This is a genomic window from Bradyrhizobium barranii subsp. barranii (genome assembly GCF_017565645.3).
Lineage (GTDB): Bacteria > Pseudomonadota > Alphaproteobacteria > Rhizobiales > Xanthobacteraceae > Bradyrhizobium > Bradyrhizobium barranii.
In genome coordinates this window covers 5,887,041-5,908,400 of the sequence record NZ_CP086136.1, presented here as the reverse complement: position 1 = coordinate 5,908,400, position 21,360 = coordinate 5,887,041, and the positions used below count along the sequence as shown (strand labels likewise).

Sequence of the window (21,360 nt, the reverse complement as noted above, 5' to 3'; positions counted from 1 at the left end):
GAACCGGACGCGGCTGGCCTCGCGGTCGGTTGCTGACGAGGCGATGACGTCTTCTAAAAGCGAACATTTCCGGACTAGTGATCAAAGAAGTCTGCACGATGTCGGACCGTGAACCCATTCTCAAGCCCGTTGCGATCGCAGACCTGCGCCCGACCCAGATGACGGTCGGCATTCGGGAGGTCAAGGAGAAGCGCAAGCGCTGGCGCGACGAGAGCAAAGAGAAAGGAGCCGAGTTCTTGGGCAAGCACATGATCCCGGTCGTGCTTGGCCCGAAGGACCGCCACTACGTCATCGATCATCACCACCTGGCGCGTGCGCTCCATGAAGAAGGGGTCGAAGAGGTATTGGTTACCGTGGTGAAAAACCTCAGGACGCTGGAGCCCGATTCGTTCTGGTTCGTCTTGGACAATCAAAGCTGGATGCATTCGTACGACGACGAGGGCCGTCTGCGCCCTTACAAGGATTTGCCGAAGACCGTGGCCGGGCTTATTGACGATCCGTTCCGCTCGTTGGCGGGCGAACTGCGGCGCGCCGGCGGGGACGCCAAGGACACGACGCCGTTCAGCGAGTTCTTGTGGGCGGATTTTTTGCGTCGCCGGGTCAAGCGCAAAACCGTAGACACCCACTTCGAGGAAGCCCTCGAGCAAGCCCTGGAATTGTCCAAAAACGAGGAGGCGAGCTACCTGCCCGGCTGGTGTGGTCCCGTCTTGGAGGATTGAAGGCATGCCTATCCCGCTCGAAAAATCCGCAAGCGCGCCGATGACCCGACGAGCCGTGCAGGCTTGGTGCGAGAGGCTAACGGACAGCGGCATCGACCAGAGGAAAGAGTAGCTCATGGCGCAAACAGTGGCCGATAGAACACTGAGCCATCTGGATCACGAGCTTGTCGCGTCGCTAAACGACTTCCACGATCCGAACCAAGAGTGGCGCCGCCTCTTCTCGGAGCTGCTCGGAACGTTCTTCCTCGTCCTCGTGGCCGCCGGTGGCGGCATGATGGGGCAGGCCTTTCCCGGCACGATCAGCCGTGCCGCTGCGGTCGTCGCACCCGGTCTGATGGTGATGGCGATCATCCTCTTCATGGGCAAGGTGTCCGGCGCTCATCTCAATCCCGCGGTCAGTATCGCGTTCTCGGTGCGTGGCGACTTCCCATGGCGTCGCGTACCGGGATATATCGTCGTGCAGTTGATCGGGGCGACGCTCGCGGCACTGTTCCTGCACGCCGTGATCAACGTGTCGGCCAGCTACGGGTCGAACTATCCCGCGTCGGGATACTCCGCGTCCGATGCGTTCCTGATGGAGGCCGTGCTGACCCTCGGTCTCGTCAGTGTCATTCTCGGCACGGCGTCAGGCGCTCAGAACATCGGGATCATCGGCGCGATCGGCGTCGGCGCGTACATTGCACTCGCCGGGCTGTGGGGGAGCCCTATCTCGGGAGCGTCGATGAACCCAGCGCGCACGTTCGGCCCGAACTTAATCGCGACCGACTTCACGAGCTATTGGGTGTATGTCGCAGGTCCACTCGTGGGTGCAGTTCTCGCAGTGGGTGCAGCATGGGTGCTCCGCGGTGCCGGCGGCGGCCGCGCAGGCTCAGGTGCGGCACAGGGGAGCCTTTTCACCGAAGTCGAGCACCCGGAGAAAGGGTGAGGCGCAGGCATAATGGGTCATGAACTCTCGCTGTTCGTGGGTACGTTCGCGACTTTGCTCGCGATAATAAATCCGTTCGAGGTCCTGCCGGTCTATCTGAAGATGCTGGAAGGCAAGGACGCCGCCACACATCGCAAGGTGGCATGGAAAGCTTGCCTCTATGCGCTGCTTCTATCTCTCTTTTTCTTGATCTTCGGAACGCTGATCCTACGCTTGTTCGGCGTGCCGCTGAGCATGGTCCGCATCGTCGGCGGGATCATCCTGATGAAGATCGGCTTTGAACTATTTTCACCATCCGCTTCCGGTGGCGTGATTCCGGCCAGCGGCGCGGATCAGAGCGGTAACATAGCTTTCGTGCCGCTTGCGATGCCGCTCATGTGCGGACCAGGCGCTATCGCCACCATCCTCGGCATGACTGCCACGATTAAGCGATCATCAGCGGAACTGGCCTCTTTCGTAGCGATCGTCGTGGCTATTTTCGCGACGATGGTCGTCACCTACCTGTGTCTGGCATATGCCGGGAAACTTTTCGACAAGCTCGGCGCAATGGGGATCGATGCTATCACCCGAATAGTTGGCTTCTTCGTCTCTGCGATGGGCGTTGCGCTGATCTTCGACGGTATCATTGAGGCATTGCAGACGCATGGTGTGACGATTCTGCGTTGAACTAGCTGTTGGTGGCGCCACGCAAATTCCGGAGCGATCTTGACCTCGGATGTATTCTGCCAATCGGAGATTTGTTCTGAACCGAACCGAGTCCAAGGTGGACCGTATTACGCGGCGTCGGGAAATTGTCCGCCCACAGTACAAAGGACGCGATCATCCACTTCGGACACCGAGACACAAGTCTCGTTGCGCGCCAGGTTGCCGTGTCAATTAACCGGGAACAGCAACGCGACAGTAGTTCGCAGTGACCAGGCCGGAGCGCCAGTCGGACGTATCACGTTGTAATAGGCTTGAATCGATGCGTTGATCGGTTGATCACCCACTCTGAAAACCCGACCGATACCGCCGCCGACCGGCACTGTCCACCGCTCCCCCGACGCCGCGAGCCAATCCGCGGTGATGATGGGTGACGTGTTCAGGTACCAGCCGTGCGCCATGTTGTAGTTGGCGAAGGGCTGGGCGAGGAAGGCGTTGACAGGCGGTCGCAGCGGATTGCCGCCGACCGACCACTGGTTATTGAGCAATACACCGATCACCCAATGTGGCGGCGTGACCACTAACACGGCCGTTGGGCCGAACAAAAATTTACCGGTCCCGAGGATGGGATCGTTTGCGGACGGAACGGTGAAGACTGGTCCCACGCCCCAGATCAGCGGCCCGGGATGCACGGGGGACACAAACAACGATTGAGTAACGTCGCCAATCCCGTTGGTGCTACTGTCGAAGAACGGACTCGGCTGGCTCACCAGCGGAATGATCGTACGTGAGATTACGTTCCAGTCATCGTTTAAATGCATGGGCACGACGGGTTGAATGTTGAGTACTTCCTGAGTGCGATTGAATGGTCCGGTATTGAAATTGGTGTTGCTCTGAAACGGCACGCTGACCAAATCCGCGATCGGGTTTTGTGATTTCTTCTGTAGATCTTCGTCGTCCGAAGGCTCGTGGGAATGCTTCGGCGCCTCGGCCACCGCAGGAAGGCCGCTTTCGAATTTATAATTGATGCCAGCTTTGACCATTTGTAGGTCGCGGTTCAAAGCGACCGAGGGGACGGTGGGAGAACGCCAGTTCGATAGCCCAAGATAATCGTATTCGAGTTTGACGGTCCAATGCGACTTGAAGCCGTATTCGATGCCAGCGCCCGCCAACCAGCCGGTGTTCGTGCTGGTCCCGTTCCAAGCGGCGCCGGGGAGGTTCAAAGTAGCGCTGCTGTTGACCCAGCCGCCGCCAAGCTTGGCGAATACGAGCCATCGATCATCCACGAGGCCGACACGGCCCGCCACGGTGCCGATCCAGTGCTGGTCTACAAAGGCTAATGTCGGAGCAGGAAAGACCGGATGACCGAAGCCGGCTCCATCGAACTCACCTTCGACACCAAACAGAAAGTGGCCGGCCTGGAAGTTATAGCCCGCCTGCACGCCTCCAACGAATTCGGTCAGGCCGCCATACAGATTGTTGCCGGGAATGTTCAGGCTGCCGTTGGACCATCCTCCACCGAAGTTGGCACCAACATAAAACCCTCCCCAATTATACAATGGTGCCGCGATTGGTGCTTTGTATATCGGAGCTTTGATGGGCAGGTCGGACGCAAGAGCGGGTCCGCTCAACAATCCTGCCGCGATGCAAATGAGGAAAACTCTCTGCACTGTCGCCTCCTCAAGGTCGGCCACAACTCGCAAACATATGACCAAGAAGGTCTCTGACCAATCAACTTGTTTGATATGCATCAAGCCTAGCTTGCTATGTCGATGCAGGTGACATTTCGGCCACAACGAAATTGAGTCTTCGTGCCGCTTCGTGTTCTTTAAGTGAACATCGTTGTCTGACTTTGCGATCGTCTCCTGTTTGAGAACGCGCTGGGCGATCTGGCAGTGAAGCATTGGAATTTGTGCCCAAGGCGGTCATCAGCACCGCAATAGAAGTTTCGGCTAACGAGGAGGTTGCTGCCTAGCCGGCTTCCCCACGCTTTGGCCGTACAGGGCCTTGGCGTAATCGCTTCTGGCGTGAGCATCGACGGTATCCTCGAATGGGCCAGCGGCCACAGGTGCGGCGAAGACTTACGCTAGAATGACGCAGACGAGCGTGAGCTTGAGGTTCACCGTCTGGCAACTTTGCTCTTGGTCACACTCGATTACCAATAAGCAGTCGTGAGGCTCAATATGCGACCTAGCAACGGCTGGCATCGCGTTGCAGCAAGAGACGCCGGCGAACGGCGATGCGAGCTTGCTTTTTTTTCACTCGTTGGTGGGGTCCGAAAATAGAATCAGTGGCACAAACTGCATACTCAACAATTCCAGCTGAGAGGGTTGCAGCAGGTCTGCCGTGGCACCCGATCGGACTTGGGTTATCGCATGTGGCTCTTTGGTCGCAGCATTGATCTTTCTTGCGACAGATCTATCCCCGTTGAATTTTACATGATGAGCCCCGATCGCCTCGGGGGTACGCTGTCGCCGGATTGTATTCGGAGGTAACACATCTTACGAGGCACGACATGACGGTGAGCATTGCACTGGCGGCGGGGCAGAGTGAGCGATCGAAATCAGCACGTCGACGCAGACTTGGCGTTGCTGCATTCGTCTTGACGTCCGCGATCGTTGGTTTTTACCATTGTGCGTTGGCCGATGAAGGCGGCGTCAGCTTCTGGGTCCCCGGTTTCTTTGGAAGTCTGGCGGCCACGCCGCAGCAGCCGGGTTGGTCGCTGGCAAACATTTACTATCACACCTCTGTCTCCGCCGGCGCCGACGTCGCGCGTGCGCGCGAGTTCACGCTCAACAGGGTTCCGGCCAATGTTACCCTCGACGCAAAACTGAATTTGAACGTCAACGCCACGGGCGATCTTGGCTTTGTGATCCCAACCTATGTATTCGCGACGCCGGTTCTCGGCGGCCAGGCGTCCGTGTCCCTGTTAGCAGCCTACGGCGTCGTCGGCACCAGCCTGGCAGGCACCTTGTCAGGCGTGCTCACGGGCCCTCTCGGCAACAACGTCCCCTTCGCGCGGTCCGACACCATCAGCGACACCACATGGGGCTTTGGGGATGTCGCGCCGGTATTCCAATTGCGCTGGAACGCCGGGGTCCACAACTACATGACCTATATCATGGGCGACATCCCGGTTGGCGCTTACCAATCCGATCGCCTGTCGAATATAGGCATCGGACACAGCGCGATCGACGTCGGCGGCGGCTACACCTATTTCAATCCGCAGACCGGCCACGAATTCTCCGGCGTGCTCGGCTTCACCTACAATTTCAAGAACACTGCAACGCAGTATCAGAATGGCGTCGACATGCACTTCGACTGGGGTGCATCGCAATTCCTGTCGAAGCAGGTCATGGTTGGACTCGTGGGGTATGTCTACAAGGAGCTCGGCTGCGACAGCGGTTCAGGCGACCGCGTCGGCTGCTTCCAGTCCCAAGTGGTCGGCATCGGCCCCCAGATTGGATTCCTGTTTCCGGTCGGCGACATGCAGGGCTATCTCAATTTAAAGGCCTACGGTGAGTTCGCTGCGGAAAACCGGCCATCAGGCTGGAATACCTGGGTCACCTTCTCTATCTCGCCGCCCGCGCCCGGAGCACCTCCGACGACAAAGCCCATCGTCAGAAAATACTAGCAGCAATCAAGCTGCGGCTTGTCAGTTTGCTGATCATTCTTTGCAACACGCGGGCAACCGGTGGCACCTGGTCCCCGTCGAAGCTCGCTCCGGTGACCACCACCGAGGCCGTAGTGCCGGCGCGTAGCAGGCGTCGCCTTCGCGCGCGATTCCTTTGCGATCTCGCCCGCCGCGCCTGAAAGTACCGCCACGCCGACCCGGCACATGGTGACGAAGCGAGGCACGCGCCCTTGACCCTCCGCCTTCGGGGAAGGGCGGCACGTAGCCGGGTGGCGATCCGACCGCTAATTCACCGTCAGCTTCACGCCGAGCCGCCCCGCAAGCTCCTGCACGAACTGCCAGGCAACACGGCCCGAGCGCGAGCCGCGCGTGGTCGACCATTCCAGCGCCTCGCGCTCCAGCGCCTCGTCGTCGACCTCAATGCCGAAATGGCTGCAATAGCCCCGCACCATGGCGAGATATTCGTCCTGGCTGCAGCGGTGGAAGCCGAGCCACAGGCCGAAGCGATCCGACAACGAGACCTTCTCCTCGACCGCTTCGCCGGGATTGATCGCGGTCGAACGCTCGTTCTCGATCATCTCGCGCGCCAGCAGATGGCGGCGGTTGGAAGTGGCGTAGAGGATGACGTTCTCGGGCCGGCCCTCGATGCCGCCTTCGAGCACCGCCTTGAGCGACTTGTAGGACGCATCATTGCCGTCGAAGGAGAGGTCGTCGCAGAACACGATGAAGTAGAAGGACGAGGCGCGCAGCTGCTCCATCAGCGCGGGCAGGCTCTCGATGTCCTCGCGATGGATCTCGATCAGCTTCAGCTTATCGGCGGCCTTGCGCTCCGCGTTGATGCTGGCATGCGCCGCCTTCACCAGCGACGACTTGCCCATGCCGCGCGCGCCCCAGAGCAGGGCATTGTTGGCCGGCAGGCCGTTGGCGAAACGCTCGGTGTTCTCCATCAGGATGTCGCGCATCCGGTCGACTCCCTTCAGCAGGAACAGCTCGACGCGGCTGACCCGCGGCACCGCAGCGAGGCGGCCGTCGGGGTGCCAGACATAGGCGTCCGCCCGCTCGAACGATTCGCGTTCGACGGCCGGCTTGCCCTGGGCGGCGAGGTGCGCCGCGATCGTCTCCAGCGCGCGGACGATGCGATCCTGGGGGAGGTCCGGGGCAGGGCTAGCGACTGCCTTGGGGGGGGCCTTGGGACGTTTTGCCGCGACGCGGGCAGGCGTCCTGGCAGGGGTGCGGGGGCCTTTGCCGGCCGGGCTTTTGCTTGGTTTTTTGGGCATGTCCGAAGTTCCTGAGAACGCAGCCTTATCGGGCCTGAGGGCGCGCCGCAAGGTGGCCAAATCGACGGTCTGGCAGCGTTGCAATTGGGGCAATGGCCGCTATAGTCCGCGCGAATTTGACCGAACCGGTCGCCTTTGAGGGCCTGACCGGTTTTCCCCCGTTTCCACGAGGATCGTCCGAATGTTCATTACCCCTGCGTATGCCCAGGCCGCGGGCGCCGGCGACACCAACAGCATGTTGATGTCGCTGCTGCCGTTCGCCCTGATCTTCGTGATCATGTACTTCCTGATTCTGCGCCCGCAGCAGAAGAAGGTGCGCGACCATGCCGACCTCGTGAAGAACATCCGCCGCGGCGACACCGTCGTGACCTCGGGCGGCCTCGTCGGCAAGGTCACCAAGGTCGTCGACGACGACCAGATCGAGTTCGAGATTTCCGACGGCGTGCGCGTGCGGCAGATGCGCCAGATGATCTCGGGCGTGCGCGCGAAGGGCGAGCCGGCCAAGGAATCCAAGGATAGCAAGGAAGCCGCCAAGGACGACGCCGCGTCGAAGTGAGCGCTTCCGCGAGCATCCCAATCTCCTGATCTGACAGGTCCAGTCGATGTTGTATTTCACGCGGTGGAAGGCGCTCGGGATTATCCTGACGGCGCTGATCGTGTGCCTCTGCGCGGTGCCGAACGTCTTCCCCGAAGCGCAGGTCAAGACCTGGCCCGCCTGGGCGCAGCGCCGGCTCGTGCTCGGCCTCGACCTCCAGGGCGGCTCCTATCTGCTGCTCGAGGTCGATTCGAGCTATGTGAAGAAGGAGAGGCTGGACCAGGTCCGCGACGACGTCCGCCGGACGCTGCGCGATGCCAAGATCGGATTCACCGGCGGCGTGACCGTGCGCAACGACGCGGCCGAGGTTCGCATCACCAAGGAATCCGACGTGCAGCCGGCGCTCGCCAAGCTTCGCGAGCTGTCCCAGCCACTGGGCGGACTGATGGGATCCAGCGGTCAGCGCGACCTTGAGGTGACCGATGCCGGCGGCGGCGTGATCCGCCTGGCGATTCCGCAGGCTGCGATGCTCGACCGCATGCGCAAGACCATCGAGCAGTCGATTCAGATCGTCGAGCGCCGCGTCAACGAGCTCGGCACCGTCGAGCCGGTCATCCAGCGCCAGGGCAACGACCGCATCCTGGTGCAGGTCCCAGGTCTTCAGGATCCGACCCGCCTGAAGGAATTGCTCGGCAAGACCGCGAAGATGGAATTCCGCATGGTCGATGCGTCCGTGCCGCCGGATCAGGCTCAGCAGGGCAGGTTGCCGCCGGAATCCGAGCTGCTGATGAGCGCCTCGCCGCCGCCCACGCCCTATGTGGTCAAGAAGCAGGTGCTGGTCGCCGGTGGCGACCTGACCGACGCCCAGGCGAGCTTCGACCAGCGGACGGGTGAGCCGGTCGTCAGCTTCAAGTTCAACACCTCGGGCGCGCGCAAGTTCGCGCAGGCCACGCAGGAAAACGTCGGACTGCCCTTCGCGATCGTGCTCGACAACAAGGTGATCTCGGCGCCCGTCATCCGCGAGCCCATCACCGGCGGCCAGGGCCAGATCTCCGGCAATTTCACGGTGCAATCGGCCAACGATCTCGCGATCCTGTTGCGCGCCGGCGCGCTGCCGGCGCCGCTCACGGTGGTCGAGGAACGCACCGTCGGTCCGGGCCTCGGCCAGGACTCGATCGAGAAGGGTGAGCTTGCGGCTTACGTCGGCTCGATCCTCGTCATCATCTTCATGCTGCTGACCTACCGGCTGTTCGGCGTGTTCGCGAACATCGCGGTGGCGATCAACGTCGCCATGATCTTCGGCCTGTTGTCGCTGCTCAACGCCACGCTGACGCTGCCCGGCATCGCCGGCATCGTGCTCACCGTCGGCATCGCGGTCGACTCCAACGTGCTGATCTACGAGCGCATCCGTGAGGAGCTGCGGGGTGGCCGCAATGCGATTTCGGCGATCGACGCCGGATTCAAGCGGGCGCTTGCGACCATCCTCGATTCCAACATCACCACTTTCATTGCCGCCGCCGTGCTGTTCTACATCGGCACCGGCCCGGTGCGCGGCTTTGCCGTGACGCTCGGCATCGGCATCATCACCACGGTGTTCACCGCCTTCACGCTGACCCGGCTGATCGTAGCCTGGTGGGTGCGGTGGAAGCGGCCGCAGAGCGTGCCGATCTAGGAGCTAAGACCGTGACTCACTACGTTCTCATCGGGCTTGGCATTCTCATTGCCGTTCTCACCGTGGTCGCAGCGCTCGGGCTGCTGCCGTCGCTGCGCATCGTCCCGGACGATACGCATTTCGACTTCACGCGCTTCCGCCGGATCAGCTTCCCGATCTCGGCGGCGCTGTCGATCGTCGCGATCACGCTGTTCTTCACCCATGGCCTGAATTTCGGCATCGACTTCCGCGGCGGCACGCTGCTGGAAGTGCAGGCCAAGTCCGGCGCCGCCGACATCGCCGCGATGCGGACGACGCTCGATGCCTTGCATCTCGGCGAAGTCCAGTTGCAGCAGTTCGGCGGCCCCGAGAACGTCCTGATCCGCGTCGCGGAGCAGCCGGGCGGCGACGCTGCCCAGCAGGAAGCCGTGCAGAAGGTGCGCGGCGCGCTCGGCGATTCCGTCGAATATCGCCGCGTCGAGGTGGTGGGACCGCGCGTGTCCGGCGAACTGCTGGCCTATGGCATGCTCGGCCTGATGCTCGCGATCGTCTCGATCCTGATCTACCTCTGGTTCCGCTTCGAATGGCAGTTCGCGCTCGGCGCCATGATCGCCAACGTGCACGACATCGTGCTGACGATCGGCTTCATGTCGATCAGCCAGGTCGATTTCGACCTGACCAGCATCGCGGCCCTTCTGACCATTCTGGGCTATTCGCTCAACGACACCGTCGTCATCTACGACCGTATCCGCGAAATGCTGCGCCGCTACAAGAAGATGCCGATGCCGCAGCTGCTCAACGAGTCGATCAATTCGACCCTGTCGCGCTCGATCATCACCCACTTCACCGTGACGCTGGCGCTGCTGGCTCTGCTGCTGTTCGGCGGCCATGCCATCCACAGCTTCACCGCGGTGATGATGTTCGGCGTGGTGCTGGTCGGCACCTATACCTCGATCTTCATCGCGGCCCCGATCCTGATCTATCTCGGCGTCGGCGAGCATCGCGAAGATGCGCCCGATACGGCTACGCCGGCGAAGAAAAACAAGGCATGATCCGAACCGCATGCCCTCGCGGGCGTTTGCGAGGGCAGTAAGCTCATTCGGACGAAGCACATGGCCGGCGATCCCAACGCACCGCATTTTCCCCGCTCGGCGCCGATCGAAGCCTATGGCAAGGGCGGCTTCGCCTTTGCCGGCATGTCGCATCGGGGATCGCTGCTCTGCCTGCCCGACGCGATCTGGGCCTGGGACGTGACGGACCCGACGAAGATCGACCGCTATTCGCTGGATCGCGTCTTCACGGCGGCCAACAGCATCGACACGCTCCTGATCGGCACCGGAACCGGCGTCTGGCTGCCGCCGCCGGACCTGCGGCAAGCGCTGAAGGCGGTGAGGGTGGTGCTGGATACGATGCAGACCGGTCCCGCCGTGCGCACCTACAACATCATGATCGGCGAGCGGCGCCGCGTCGCGGCCGCGCTGATCGCCGTGCCATGAGCAGCGCTGCGCCTCCGGCCGATTCCGTCGCCTTCTGCGCCGGCCTCGTGCGCAGCCATGACTTTCCGCGCTATGCAGCAACGCTGTTTGCGCCGGCCGCCGAGCGCCAGGCGCTGCTGGCGCTCTATGCCTTCAATGTCGAGATCGTCCGCGTCCGCGACCAGGTGAGCCAGCCCTTGCCCGGCGAAGTCCGCCTGCAATGGTGGACCGACATGCTGTCGGGCCACGTCCACGGCAGCGCCGAGGGCAACCCGGTGGCGGCGGAGCTATTGCGTGCGATCAGCGATTTCGACCTGCCGGTCGAGCCGTTGTCGCTGCTCGCCGACGAGCATCAGTTCGATCTCTACAACGATCCGATGCCGACCATGGCGGCTCTGGAGGGCTATCTGGACGCGACCTGTTCGGCATTGTTTGCCCTCGCGGCGGGGGTCATGGCGCCACCTTCGGAGGCGGCCGAGCATGTCGCAAGGCATGCCGGGCTCGCCCAGGGCATCGCGCAGGTGATCGCGAATCTGCCGCGCGACTCGGCGCACCGGCAACTGTTCCTGCCGCAGCAGCTGCTGGCGGCCCATGGCTGCCAGATGGAGGACGTGTTCGCCGGCAAGGAGACGCCAAATCTGCATGCGGTGCTGGACCAGCTCGTGGGCGAAGCCGAGCAGCATTTGACGACGGCCTTGTCGTTGTTGCCGGAGGTGCCGGCGCCGGCACGGCCAGCGTTTCTGCTGCTGAGCCAGGTGCGGGGTGACCTCAAGCGCCTGTCGCAACCCGGGCGCAATCCGTTTGCGCCGCAGCCCCCGTCGAGGCTGCGCACGCTATGGACGCTGTGGCGGGCTTCACGTTCCCGGGAATTTACCAAATAGCGGCCGGCTTATCGCCTCAAACGGCCAAATGCCCTATGCTGTCCTATGGCTGAGTTGTCCCAAAATACATCCCCCGATCTCAGTGGCTTGCCGGTCGCTCTGGGCGACATTCATGCCGCCGCCGACACCATCCGCGGTGCCGTCGTCGAGACGCCGTGCAGCTACAGCCGCACGCTGAGCAACATCTGCGGCTGCGACATCTGGCTGAAATTCGAAAACCTCCAGTTCACCTCCTCGTTCAAGGAGCGGGGGGCGCTCAACCGGCTCACCGCGCTGACGCCGGAGGAGCGTGCGCGCGGCGTCATCGCGATGTCGGCGGGCAACCACGCGCAGGGCGTCGCCTATCACGCCAAGCGGCTCGGCATTCCCGCCACCATCGTCATGCCGGTCGGCACGCCCATGGTGAAGGTCGAGAACACCAAGCACCACGGCGCCGAGGTGGTGGTGACGGGCGCGACGCTGGAGGAGGCGGCCGTCTATGCGCGCAGCCATGGCGAGGCCCGCGGCATGATCTTCGTCCACCCCTACGACGACCCGCTCGTCATCGCGGGGCAGGGCACTGTCGGGCTCGAGATGCTGAAGGCGGTGCCGGAGCTCGATACGCTGGTGGTCCCGATCGGCGGCGGCGGCCTGATCAGCGGTATCGGTATTGCCGCGAAATCGATCAAGCCGACAGTGCGGATTCTCGGCGTCGAGGCCTGGCTCTACCCCTCGATGTACAACGCCATCCATGACGGCAATCTGCCGGCGCGCGGCGACACGCTCGCCGAAGGCATCGCGGTGAAATCGCCGGGCAAGATCACGACCGAGATCGTCCGCCGCCTCGTCGACGACATCGCGCTGGTGAACGAAGCCGAGCTCGAGCGTGCGGTCGCGACCCTGATCTCGATCGAGAAGACCGTCGTCGAGGGCGCCGGCGCCGCCGGGCTTGCCGCGCTGATGTCCGATACGTCCCGCTTCGCCGGCCAGAAAGTCGGCCTCGTCCTGAGCGGCGGCAACATCGACACGCGGCTGATCGCCTCCGTTCTGACGCGTGAGCTGGCGCGCGAGGGTCGGCTGACCCAGCTGTCGCTCGATATCCCCGATCGGCCGGGGCAATTGGCTGCCGTGGCCTCACTGCTGGCCGAGGCCGGCGCCAACATTATCGAGGTCTCGCATCAGCGGACCTTCTCCGATCTGCCGGCCAAGGCGACGCTGCTTCAGCTCGTCATCGAGACCCGCGACAGCGCGCATCTCGACGAGGTCATGGCCAAGCTCGGTGCATCCGCCTTGAGCGCGCGCTGCACCTGAGTGGCGCGCGCCGCTATCGCGGCGCCAAACCCGCGAGGTGGCCGATCAGCCGATCGATCTCGGCTTCCGTGTTGTAGTAATGCGGTGAGGCCCGCACGACCGGCGGCAGCGAGCGGACTTCGGCATCGATGCGGGTGCTCGCCGGATCTGAAGCGCCGATGGTGATGCCCGCCGCAGCGGCGCTGCCGACGATCGTGTCCGCCTCATACCCATCCAGCGTGAAGCTGACGATGGCGCCCGGTGCGCGTCCGAGGTCGCGAATGGTCACGCCGCGAACGGAGGCGAGGCCGCCGCGAAGACGGTCCGCAAGCAGACGGCAGCGCTGTTCGATCGGGCCGAGACCGATATCGAGCGCGTAATCGACGGCGGCTCCGAGACCGAGCCGCGCTGCGTAATTGTTCTCCCAGGTCTCGAAGCGGCGCGCGTCGTCACGCAGCCGATATTCATCGCGCGAGACCCAGGGCGCGGCGAAGTGATCGATCATCGGCGGCTCGAGCCGTTGCAGCATCCCGCGGCGGACGTAGAGAAAGCCCGTGCCGCGCGGGCCGCGGAGGAATTTGCGCCCCGTCGCCGACAGCATGTCACAGCCGATGGCTTCGACGTCGACCGTCATCTGGCCGACCGCCTGGCAGGCGTCGAGCAGATAGGGAATCCCGTGCGCCCGCGCGATCCTGCCGATCGCCGCCGCGGGATTGACCAATCCGCCATTGGTCGGAACCCAGGTGACGGCGATCAGCTTCACGCGCTCGTCGATCATGCGTTCGAGCGCGTGGACGTCGAGCTCGCCGCTGGCATCGCTCGGCACGACATCGATGATCGCGCCCGTGCGCCTTGCGACCTGAAGGAACGCGACGTAGTTGGCAGCGTATTCCGCTTCGGCGGTCAGGATCCGATCGCCCTGGCGAAACGGAAGCGCGTAGAACGCCATCTGCCAGGCAATTGTCGCGTTCTCCATGAGGGCGATCTCATCGGGGGCGGCATTCAGAAGGCGCGCTACGGAGCCGTAGACCGCATCGAGCCGATCGGACTCGCGGTCGGCAGCGGCATAACCTCCGATCTCGCCCTCCAGATCGATGTGGTCCTTCATTGCCGCGACGACGGCAGTTGGCATGAGGGCCGCGCCGGCATTGTGGAGATAAGCGAGGCGGGAGGCGGCCGGGGTGTCGGAACGTATCCGGTCGATGTCGATCAAGTGCTGGTCTCCGCCTCTGCTATCCCGATCCCATGAATTAGGCGCGTTGACGAGCGCGAGCAAGCTTATGTGCAGCTTGGAACAAAATGGCGGATTATTTCGTCGTGTTGGTACTGGATTCCAAATCGGCGGCCATTCTCCCCGGATTTTGAGAAACCCGGTGACTTCGGACGATATATCTTCCCGGATCGGGAAACAGACCATGCAAGAGAAGACGCAATCCCGCTCAATGACCGGGACGCCCAGGACCAACATCACCCGACGGATCGACCTCACGACCCTCAGGCTGTTCATCGCCATCTGTGAGGAGGGCAATTTGACGCGCGCCTCGCAGCGCGAGGCGATCGCGCCCTCCGCTGTCAGCAAACGCATGCATGACCTCGAGGAGGTACTCGAGGTCGCGCTGTTCGAGCGGCATCCGAACGGCATGGCGCTGACGCCGGCCGGTGAATCGCTGCTGCATCATGCGCGCGTGACGCTGCTCAACGTCGAGAAGATCGCCGTCGACATGGCCGAGCATGCACGCGGCGTGCGCGGGCATGTACGGATGCTGGCCAATCTGTCGTCGATCGTCGAATTCCTTCCCGACGATCTGCCCGGCTTCTTTCGCTCCCACGAGCTGGTGCGGCTCGATCTGCAGGAGCGTCCGAGCGCCGATGTCGTTCGGGGCGTCGAGGAGGGCGTGGCCGAAATCGGCATCTGCTCGGCCGACGTGTCGACGCGCGGGCTGGAGCGGTTCACCTATCGGCGGGACCGCCTCGTTATCGTGGTGCGATCCGATCATCCGCTTGCGTCGGCAAGAGACGTATCGTTCGCCGACACACTCGACTACGACCATGTCGGCCTGTTTGCGACCAGCTCGATCTATCTGCGCTCGCAATACACCGCGCAGCAGATCGGCAAGTCGATCCGGTTGCGGGTCCACGTCCCGGGTTTTGATGCGGTGTGCCGGATGGTGCAGGCCGGCATGGGCATCGGCCTCATTCCCGATCGTGCGTTCGAGGTCCTCAGTCACGGCATGAACCTGACGGCCGTCGAGTTGAGCGACGACTGGGCCGATCGCGAACTGGTGCTGGTGGCTAGGGATCCCGCGGGATTGTCGGCGACAAGCCAGTTGATGCTCGATCATCTGCGATTGCCCGGAACCAAACCTCACTGATGGCGGCCTTCGTGTCGTTCGTCATCCGCGAACGCGTGTTCATCAAAGGATATTGGACTTAAGGCCCTGCGCTCGGCGACACCACGATCAAAGACGATCGAGGAGCGCCAGACGTGGACGGACCATTATCCGGAATAAGAGTCGTCGAGTTCGGAACTTTGATCGCGGCACCATTTGCCGCGCGGCTCTTTGCCGAGTTCGGCGCCGAAGTCATCAAGATCGAACAGCCGGGCAGCGGGGATCCGTTGCGCAGATGGCGCAAGCTGCATCAGGGCACCTCGCTCTGGTGGTACCTGCAATCGCGCAACAAGAAGTCGATCGCGATCGATCTGAAATCGCCTGACGGCCGCGACGTCGCGCTGCGGCTGGCCGCGCAAGCCGATGTCGTGATCGAGAATTTCAAGCCAGGAAGCCTCGAGAAGCTTGGCCTCGGCTGGGACGTGCTCTCAAAGCTCAATCCGGACCTGACACTGGTCCGCATCTCCGGCTACGGGCAGACCGGCCCTTACCGCGACCGCTCCGGGTTCGGCGCGATCGGAGAGGCCATGGGCGGGCTGCGCTTCACTACCGGCGATCCCGACAGCCCGCCGGCCCGGGTCGGCATCAGCATCGGCGACGGCCTTGCGTCGCTTCATGGCGTGATCGGCGCGCTGATGTCGCTGCTTCGTGTCAAGACAGGGCAGGGACGAGGGCAGGTGGTCGACGTCTCGCTCTATGAGAGCGTGTTCAACCTGATGGAGAGTCTCGTCCCCGAATATGACCTCATGGGTCATGTCAGGACCCGCACCGGTGGCGCCCTGCCGGGCATCAGTCCATCCAATACATATCCAAGCTCCGACGGGCGCCATGTCGTGATCGCCGGCAACAGCGACGCGATCTTCAAGCGCTTGATGCTGGTCATCGGGCGGCCGGACCTTGCCGACGATCCGGCCCTTGCCAGCAATGACGGACGCGTCCGCAGCAACGCCTTGCTCGATGCGGCCATCACGGCATGGACCTCGCAGCGAACGATGGACGAGATCCTCGCACGCCTCGATACGGCCGACGTTCCCGCGGGCCGGATCTATTCCGTCGCCGATATTGTCGACGATCCCCATTACGCCGCCCGCGAGATGATCCTGCCGACCGAACTGCCGGGCGACGTCACCGTAAAGATGCCGGGCATCGCGCCAAAACTCTCCGACACCCCGGGCGCAGTCAAATGGCCTGGCCCGACGCTGGGACAGCATACCGACGAGGTGCTCGCGGGCCTCGGCTTGCAGGCAGGCGATATCGCGCAGCTGCGCCGCAGCGGAGCGGTGCAATGACGACGCCGCCACCCGACATCCTGATCCAGGAGGTCGCTCCGCGCGACGGCCTTCAGATCGAAGCGAAATGGGTCGAAACCAGCGAAAAAATCCGGCTGATCAATTCGCTCTCTGCGATCGGCTTCGGCCGCATTGAGGTCTCGTCGTTCGTGTCAGCGGCGGCCGTGCCGTCGCTGCGCGACGCCGCGGACGTCTTCGCTGGCATCGAGCGGCGGCCCGGCACGATCTATGCGGCGCTGATCCCGAACCGGAAGGGCGCCGAACTGGCCCTGGCGGCGCGTGCCGACGAGCTCAATTTCGTGATGTCGGCGAGTGAAACGCACAACCGCGCCAACATGAACATGACGCATGCGGTGTCGCTGGCGTCGCTCGGCGAGATCGTGAAGCCGGCCCATGCAGGCGGCGCGTTGGTCAACGCGACGGTTGCGACCGCGTTCGGCTGTCCGTTCGAAGGCCTGCAGCCTCTCGAGAAGGTGCTCGATATCGTCAAGCGCTATCTCGATCTCGGGGTCGACGGCGTCACGCTCGCCGATACCACGGGCATGGCCAATCCCAATCAGGTTTCGCAGCTGGTTGCCGAGGTCTTGATGCTGATCCCTGCGGACATGCTCACGCTTCACTTCCACAACACGCGCGGTCTTGGGCTGGTTAACGTCCTCGCGGCCTATGACAACGGCGTTCGCCGCTTTGACGCTGCACTGGGCGGCCTCGGCGGATGTCCATTTGCGCCGGGTGCCACCGGCAATGTCTGTACCGAAGACCTCGTCAATCTCTGCCACGAGACGGGCTTGCGGACCGGTCTCGACCTGCAGCGCTTGATCGATCTCTCGTTCCGATTGCCTGGACTGGTCGGACATGAGGTGCCGGGACAGGTCGCCAAGGCCGGCCGTCCTCTCGATCTGCATCCCATACCCGAGCGGCTGCGACGCTCGGGCTGAGCGACCACGATCAAAATTCAAAACACATTGGAGGAAACCATGACGATTGCCACGGCGACGACGGCCGACCTCGATACTGGGCTCACAGAGCATCAGGTCATCAAGAAGATTGCGTGGCGACTGATGCCGCTGATCATCGTCTGCTACTTCTTTGCGTTCTTCGACCGCGTCAACATCAGCTTCGCCAAGGCTGCGCTCCAGGCCGATCTCGGCCTCAGCAACACCGCCTACGGATTTGGCGCCAGCCTGTTCGTCGTTGGTTACGTCTTGCTGGAAGTACCGAGCAACATGCTGCTCTATCGCTTCGGCGCGCGGCGCTGGATCGCCCGCATCATGATTTCCTGGGGGCTGGCGACGGCGGCGATGGTCTTCGTTCATAGCGAGTGGCAGTTCTATGCGCTGCGCTTCGTGATTGGCGCCATGGAGGCGGGATTTGCGCCTGGCATTCTCTATTACCTGACACTCTGGTTTCCAAAATCGCATCGCGGCCGCATGACGTCGGTGTTCTTTCTCGCCACTGCGTTCTCGGGGATCATCGGCGCGCCGATCTCGGGTCTCATCCTCAACTACCTGAACGGGCTGCACGGTCTGGCCGGTTGGCAATGGCTGTTTCTGGCCGGCGGCATTCCCTGCGTTGCGCTGGGCTTCGTCGTGCTGCTGCGCTTCGACGACGGGATCGAGCACGCCGAATGGTTGAGCGACGACGAGCGCCGGTTGATCTCGGTTCAGCTGGACCGCCAGAAGAGCGAGATCGGCGAGCATTCGGCATGGCGCTCGCTGCTCATGCCCGGCGTGCTGCTGCTCGGATTCATCTACTTCCTGATCCAGATCGCCTCCTACGGCCTCAATTTCTGGGCGCCCGACCTGATCAAGGCGGCCGGGGGCGGAAGCGCGGCTGCGATCGGCTTCCTGACCGCCGTTCCCTATATCTGCGGCGCCATCTGCATGATCGTCGTAGGCCGATTGTCGGATGCATCGGGGGAGCGCCCCAAATTCGTCGCGGGTCTGGTGCTGACGGCGGCGGTGGGCTTCTTCGCCTCGGGCGTATTCGACAGGAACGTCGTCACGCTGGTTGGCGCGCTCGCCATTCTTGGTGCCGGCGTGGTTGCGGCCATTCCGACATTCTGGACGCTGCCTCCGAAAATTCTCACCGGCGGGGGCAGCGAGCGGGATCGCGCTCATCAACACGCTGGGGCAGGTCGGCGGCATCGTCAGCCCGGTCATGGTTGGCTCGGTCAAGGATGTGACCGGCAGCACGACACCCGCGCTCTATGTCATCGGCGGCATGTGCGTGCTCTGTGCGTTGCTGCTGCTGACGGTGCTTCCGCGAGACCTGAAAGCCAGGGACGTGGCGGAACCCCGGGTCGCATAGGCCGCGGCATTGGCGCGCCTTGGTGAGGCGCATTCAAGAGGGTATCTAGGCGAAAGACATCACACCGCCGTCCATTCTCAATAGATGGCGGTGTGATGGCCCGGAACCGAAGGGGACGCGCAATGGCGAAGAACACGATTTGCCTCTGGTACGACAAGGACGCCGAGGCGGCCGCCCGCTTCTATGCCGAAACATTTCCCGATAGCGCCGTAAGCGCCGTCCATCACGCGCCCAGCGATTACCCCTCCGGCAGGGCGGGCGATGTGCTGACCGTCGAGTTTACGGTTGCCGGCGTTGCCTGTCTCGGCCTCAACGGCGGTCCGATTTTCAAGCACAACGAGGCTTTCTCGTTCCAGATCGCGACCGACGATCAGGAGGAGACCGACCGCTACTGGAACGCCATCATCGGCAATGGCGGGCAGGAGAGCGCCTGCGGCTGGTGCAAGGACAGATGGGGCCTCTCCTGGCAGATCACGCCGCGGGTGTTGACCGAGGCACTGGCGGCCGGCGGTGCCGAGGCAAAGCGCGCCTTCGATGCAATGATGGGGATGACGAAGATCGATGTCGCCGCGATCGAGGCCGCGCGCCGCGGCTGAAATTATCTCGCCTCAGATACAGAGGCCGAGCAGCTTGACGTGGCAGCCGCTGGATTTGGGCTTGCTGGCGGGCGCGGCCTCGCGCTTCACGGCAACCAGCGGCTCCTCGTCCTTCTTGCCTTTACCTTTGCCCTTGCCCTTCGGCTCGTAGTCGCCCGCGATGACCATGGCCCAATAGGTTCGCTTGCCGCTGGCATTCTTGGCGCTGGCGATACCGACGCGGGAGGCGTTGTGCAGCAGCAGGTTCTTGCGATGCCCGGACGAGTCGATCCACTGTCCCAGCGTCTTCTCGAAATTGTCGTAGCCATAGGCGATGTTCTCGGCCGCGCGGCCCGCGCCGGCCGGTGCGACGCGCCGGTTGAACGGGCCGAGCGCGTCGTGGCTGAGGTCGTCCTTCGCCGCCATCGCGCGGGCCTGGTCCATGGCGATGCGGTCGAGGGTCGAATCGCGGGCGACGCGGATCTCGCCGTGCTTGAGGCGAAAGCTGGAGATCAGATCGGCCGGGGAGTCGGCCATCGCGGGCGCGGCCGCGAGCAGCACAAGGCCAGCGATCACGCCCACAACCACACGATGCATCATCATCCCCCGAATGCCCATGACCCGCCGCCCGAATGATCCGATCGCTTCTCTATCGCCAATGTGGACGCTTCAAGGCGCGAGCAACCCGTCAGCTCGCCGGCAGGTCGGCCTCGAAGTTGAAACGGTCCCGCAGGTTCTTCCGCTGTTCCAGGATGTCCTTGAGGAAGGCGCGGTCCTGGTCGTTCTTCATCATCGGCTCGATCAGGTCGAGCTGGTTCATCGCGACCAGTTGCAGGATCTCGGTCCGCGGCTTGCCGCTGGTATCGCGGGGCAGCGCGTGTACGATCTGGATGTGCTCCGGCGGCTTGGGACCCTTGGCGGCCGAAAGCTCGCTGCGAAGCTCGCCTTCAAGCGTGGCCTGATCGGCCTCGACGAAGGCATAGAGCCCGACGCCGGAGCGGCGGTCGGCGAAGGCGACGATGGCGGTGTCGCGCACGGCCGGGTTCTTGCGGATCAGCTCGGCCAGCACCGGCGCGTCGTTGACCAGCCGGCGGCCGCCGCCCTCGCGGTCGGTGAAGTTGAACAGGCCGCGCGTGATCGCGCGATAGACCTTCTTGCCGGTCGCGAGCCACAGGCTGGCGGCGAATGATTTCTTCGCCAGGATTTTTCGCTCGCGCGGCGTCAGCGCCTCGGGCGCGTAGGAGCGCTTGTGCTTGAGCAGATGCCGCAGGTCCTCATAGGCGAGGATGCGGTAGAGCCGGCCACGTCGGTTGAAGCAGGCCGCGAGCTGGAAGTCGGTCACATAGGCGCGGCCGTCGCGGCCGACCAGCCAGTTCTGCTCCTTGGCGAGATCGTTGTGGCAGATGCCGGCGCGGCGCAGCCGGCGTAGCGCCGCCTTGGCCGAGCGGAAATAGGCGAGGTCGCCATGTGGCTTGGCGAGATGCAGCGCGACGCCGTCGACAAAGCCGCGCACGAGCGCCCGGCGACCGGCCCACAGCAAATCGGGGCCGACATTGAGACCTTTGGCCAGCGCCAGCGCGTGCTTCTCACGCGCGAACAGGTGGCGCGCCAAGGGAAATGACCACCACGGCACTTCGTCGAGCCGGCGCAGCACGGCGTCGACCTCGCCGCTGTCGCCGCGGAAGCGGCCGCGCTCGACGGTCGAGAACACGTCGCGCTTGAGCAGCACGCCCTCGGTCCAGCGCGCCGACAGTGTCGCGGCGTCGTCTTTGGGAAGACTCATCGAAA

At 63.3% G+C, this 21,360-nt stretch carries 20 protein-coding genes; 15 read left to right on the top strand and 5 right to left on the bottom strand.

What is annotated here, in order from left to right:
* The first annotated feature begins 98 nt into the window (after positions 1-98).
* The 3 genes from J4G43_RS28565 (at position 99) to J4G43_RS28555 (ending at position 2,310) form a co-directional block, all read left to right on the top strand.
* Positions 99-719 carry a ParB-like protein gene (locus J4G43_RS28565; protein WP_208087015.1) on the top strand — a complete coding sequence of 207 codons (621 nt, stop codon included), beginning with the start codon at positions 99-101 and terminating at the stop codon, positions 717-719.
* Between the two features lie 115 nt (positions 720-834).
* Positions 835-1,644: an MIP/aquaporin family protein gene (locus tag J4G43_RS28560; RefSeq protein WP_063983122.1), complete on the top strand. Its 810-nt coding sequence runs from the start codon at positions 835-837 to the stop codon at positions 1,642-1,644.
* A gap of 12 nt (positions 1,645-1,656) precedes the next feature.
* Positions 1,657-2,310, top strand: coding sequence for a MarC family protein (locus tag J4G43_RS28555; RefSeq protein ID WP_071913630.1), 654 nt, complete (start codon positions 1,657-1,659; stop codon positions 2,308-2,310).
* Positions 2,311-2,516: 206 nt separating this feature from the next.
* On the opposite strand, the gene J4G43_RS28550 is transcribed toward J4G43_RS28555, so the two are convergent.
* Positions 2,517-3,956: an outer membrane protein gene (locus J4G43_RS28550; protein ID WP_225005175.1), complete on the bottom strand. Its 1,440-nt coding sequence runs from the start codon at positions 3,954-3,956 to the stop codon at positions 2,517-2,519.
* Positions 3,957-4,801: 845 nt separating this feature from the next.
* On the opposite strand from J4G43_RS28550, the gene J4G43_RS28545 reads away from it, so the two are divergent.
* Complete coding sequence (locus J4G43_RS28545; protein WP_225005762.1) at positions 4,802-5,920, top strand: SphA family protein; 1,119 nt, start codon at positions 4,802-4,804, stop codon at positions 5,918-5,920.
* Between the two features lie 284 nt (positions 5,921-6,204).
* Here the strand turns inward: J4G43_RS28545 and J4G43_RS28540 are convergent, their stop codons facing one another.
* Entirely contained in the window at positions 6,205-7,197 is a 993-nt protein-coding gene (locus J4G43_RS28540; protein WP_208087014.1) for an ATP-binding protein, read from the bottom strand.
* Positions 7,198-7,378: 181 nt separating this feature from the next.
* On the opposite strand from J4G43_RS28540, the gene yajC reads away from it, so the two are divergent.
* The 6 genes from yajC to J4G43_RS28510 are packed head-to-tail and all read left to right on the top strand — an operon-like array spanning position 7,379 to position 13,029.
* The gene (gene yajC, locus J4G43_RS28535; protein ID WP_071913636.1) at positions 7,379-7,753 is read left to right on the top strand and encodes a preprotein translocase subunit YajC; all 375 of its coding nucleotides are present in this window, start codon (positions 7,379-7,381) and stop codon (positions 7,751-7,753) included.
* Positions 7,754-7,799: 46 nt separating this feature from the next.
* Positions 7,800-9,404: a protein translocase subunit SecD gene (gene secD / locus J4G43_RS28530; protein WP_208087013.1), complete on the top strand. Its 1,605-nt coding sequence runs from the start codon at positions 7,800-7,802 to the stop codon at positions 9,402-9,404.
* An 11-nt stretch (positions 9,405-9,415) separates the two neighbouring features.
* Positions 9,416-10,435 (top strand): protein translocase subunit SecF, encoded by a 1,020-nt coding sequence (gene secF / locus J4G43_RS28525; RefSeq protein ID WP_028152341.1) that lies wholly within the window; start codon positions 9,416-9,418, stop codon positions 10,433-10,435.
* A gap of 60 nt (positions 10,436-10,495) precedes the next feature.
* A complete protein-coding gene (locus J4G43_RS28520; protein WP_028152342.1) occupies positions 10,496-10,879 on the top strand; it encodes an Mth938-like domain-containing protein in 384 nt (127 codons plus the stop codon).
* Positions 10,876-11,739, top strand: coding sequence for a phytoene/squalene synthase family protein (locus J4G43_RS28515; protein ID WP_208087012.1), 864 nt, complete (start codon positions 10,876-10,878; stop codon positions 11,737-11,739). The genes J4G43_RS28520 and J4G43_RS28515 overlap by 4 nt, the downstream gene beginning before the upstream one ends.
* 45 nt (positions 11,740-11,784) lie before the next feature.
* Entirely contained in the window at positions 11,785-13,029 is a 1,245-nt protein-coding gene (locus tag J4G43_RS28510) for a threonine ammonia-lyase (RefSeq protein ID WP_208087011.1), read from the top strand.
* Positions 13,030-13,042: 13 nt separating this feature from the next.
* Here the strand turns inward: J4G43_RS28510 and J4G43_RS28505 are convergent, their stop codons facing one another.
* A complete protein-coding gene (locus tag J4G43_RS28505; RefSeq protein ID WP_208087010.1) occupies positions 13,043-14,221 on the bottom strand; it encodes an aminotransferase class V-fold PLP-dependent enzyme in 1,179 nt (392 codons plus the stop codon).
* A gap of 229 nt (positions 14,222-14,450) precedes the next feature.
* Here J4G43_RS28505 and J4G43_RS28500 point away from each other — a divergent pair, with 229 nt between their 5' ends.
* From J4G43_RS28500 to J4G43_RS28480, 5 genes are all read left to right on the top strand, one after another.
* A complete protein-coding gene (locus tag J4G43_RS28500; RefSeq protein WP_208087009.1) occupies positions 14,451-15,380 on the top strand; it encodes a LysR family transcriptional regulator in 930 nt (309 codons plus the stop codon).
* 113 nt (positions 15,381-15,493) lie between these two features.
* Complete coding sequence (locus tag J4G43_RS28495; protein ID WP_208087008.1) at positions 15,494-16,687, top strand: CaiB/BaiF CoA transferase family protein; 1,194 nt, start codon at positions 15,494-15,496, stop codon at positions 16,685-16,687.
* The gene (locus J4G43_RS28490; protein ID WP_208087007.1) at positions 16,684-17,625 is read left to right on the top strand and encodes a hydroxymethylglutaryl-CoA lyase; all 942 of its coding nucleotides are present in this window, start codon (positions 16,684-16,686) and stop codon (positions 17,623-17,625) included. The genes J4G43_RS28495 and J4G43_RS28490 overlap by 4 nt, the downstream gene beginning before the upstream one ends.
* A gap of 39 nt (positions 17,626-17,664) precedes the next feature.
* The gene (locus tag J4G43_RS28485) at positions 17,665-19,023 is read left to right on the top strand and encodes an MFS transporter (protein WP_225005172.1); all 1,359 of its coding nucleotides are present in this window, start codon (positions 17,665-17,667) and stop codon (positions 19,021-19,023) included.
* A 96-nt stretch (positions 19,024-19,119) separates the two neighbouring features.
* Complete coding sequence (locus J4G43_RS28480; protein ID WP_063983137.1) at positions 19,120-19,593, top strand: VOC family protein; 474 nt, start codon at positions 19,120-19,122, stop codon at positions 19,591-19,593.
* A gap of 12 nt (positions 19,594-19,605) precedes the next feature.
* Here J4G43_RS28480 and J4G43_RS28475 read toward each other — a convergent pair whose 3' ends face one another.
* Both J4G43_RS28475 and J4G43_RS28470 read right to left on the bottom strand, forming a co-directional pair.
* Positions 19,606-20,190 carry a CAP domain-containing protein gene (locus J4G43_RS28475; RefSeq protein WP_408581367.1) on the bottom strand — a complete coding sequence of 195 codons (585 nt, stop codon included), beginning with the start codon at positions 20,188-20,190 and terminating at the stop codon, positions 19,606-19,608.
* Between the two features lie 70 nt (positions 20,191-20,260).
* Entirely contained in the window at positions 20,261-21,355 is a 1,095-nt protein-coding gene (locus tag J4G43_RS28470) for an AMP-binding enzyme (RefSeq protein WP_208087006.1), read from the bottom strand.
* Positions 21,356-21,360: the final 5 nt, after the last annotated feature.

Coding starts and splice junctions, on each gene's coding strand:
- J4G43_RS28555 (WP_071913630.1), top strand. CDS start 1,657: ATGGGTCATGAACTCTCGCTGTTCGTGGGTACGTTCGCGACTTTGCTC.
- J4G43_RS28500 (WP_208087009.1), top strand. CDS start 14,451: ATGACCGGGACGCCCAGGACCAACATCACCCGACGGATCGACCTCACG.
- yajC (WP_071913636.1), top strand. CDS start 7,379: ATGTTCATTACCCCTGCGTATGCCCAGGCCGCGGGCGCCGGCGACACC.
- J4G43_RS28515 (WP_208087012.1), top strand. CDS start 10,876: ATGAGCAGCGCTGCGCCTCCGGCCGATTCCGTCGCCTTCTGCGCCGGC.
- J4G43_RS28490 (WP_208087007.1), top strand. CDS start 16,684: ATGACGACGCCGCCACCCGACATCCTGATCCAGGAGGTCGCTCCGCGC.
- J4G43_RS28520 (WP_028152342.1), top strand. CDS start 10,496: ATGGCCGGCGATCCCAACGCACCGCATTTTCCCCGCTCGGCGCCGATC.
- J4G43_RS28480 (WP_063983137.1), top strand. CDS start 19,120: ATGGCGAAGAACACGATTTGCCTCTGGTACGACAAGGACGCCGAGGCG.
- J4G43_RS28565 (WP_208087015.1), top strand. CDS start 99: ATGTCGGACCGTGAACCCATTCTCAAGCCCGTTGCGATCGCAGACCTG.
- J4G43_RS28470 (WP_208087006.1), bottom strand. CDS start 21,355: ATGAGTCTTCCCAAAGACGACGCCGCGACACTGTCGGCGCGCTGGACC.
- J4G43_RS28560 (WP_063983122.1), top strand. CDS start 835: ATGGCGCAAACAGTGGCCGATAGAACACTGAGCCATCTGGATCACGAG.
- secD (WP_208087013.1), top strand. CDS start 7,800: ATGTTGTATTTCACGCGGTGGAAGGCGCTCGGGATTATCCTGACGGCG.
- J4G43_RS28475 (WP_408581367.1), bottom strand. CDS start 20,190: ATGGGCATTCGGGGGATGATGATGCATCGTGTGGTTGTGGGCGTGATC.
- J4G43_RS28545 (WP_225005762.1), top strand. CDS start 4,802: ATGACGGTGAGCATTGCACTGGCGGCGGGGCAGAGTGAGCGATCGAAA.
- J4G43_RS28540 (WP_208087014.1), bottom strand. CDS start 7,197: ATGCCCAAAAAACCAAGCAAAAGCCCGGCCGGCAAAGGCCCCCGCACC.
- J4G43_RS28485 (WP_225005172.1), top strand. CDS start 17,665: ATGACGATTGCCACGGCGACGACGGCCGACCTCGATACTGGGCTCACA.
- J4G43_RS28510 (WP_208087011.1), top strand. CDS start 11,785: ATGGCTGAGTTGTCCCAAAATACATCCCCCGATCTCAGTGGCTTGCCG.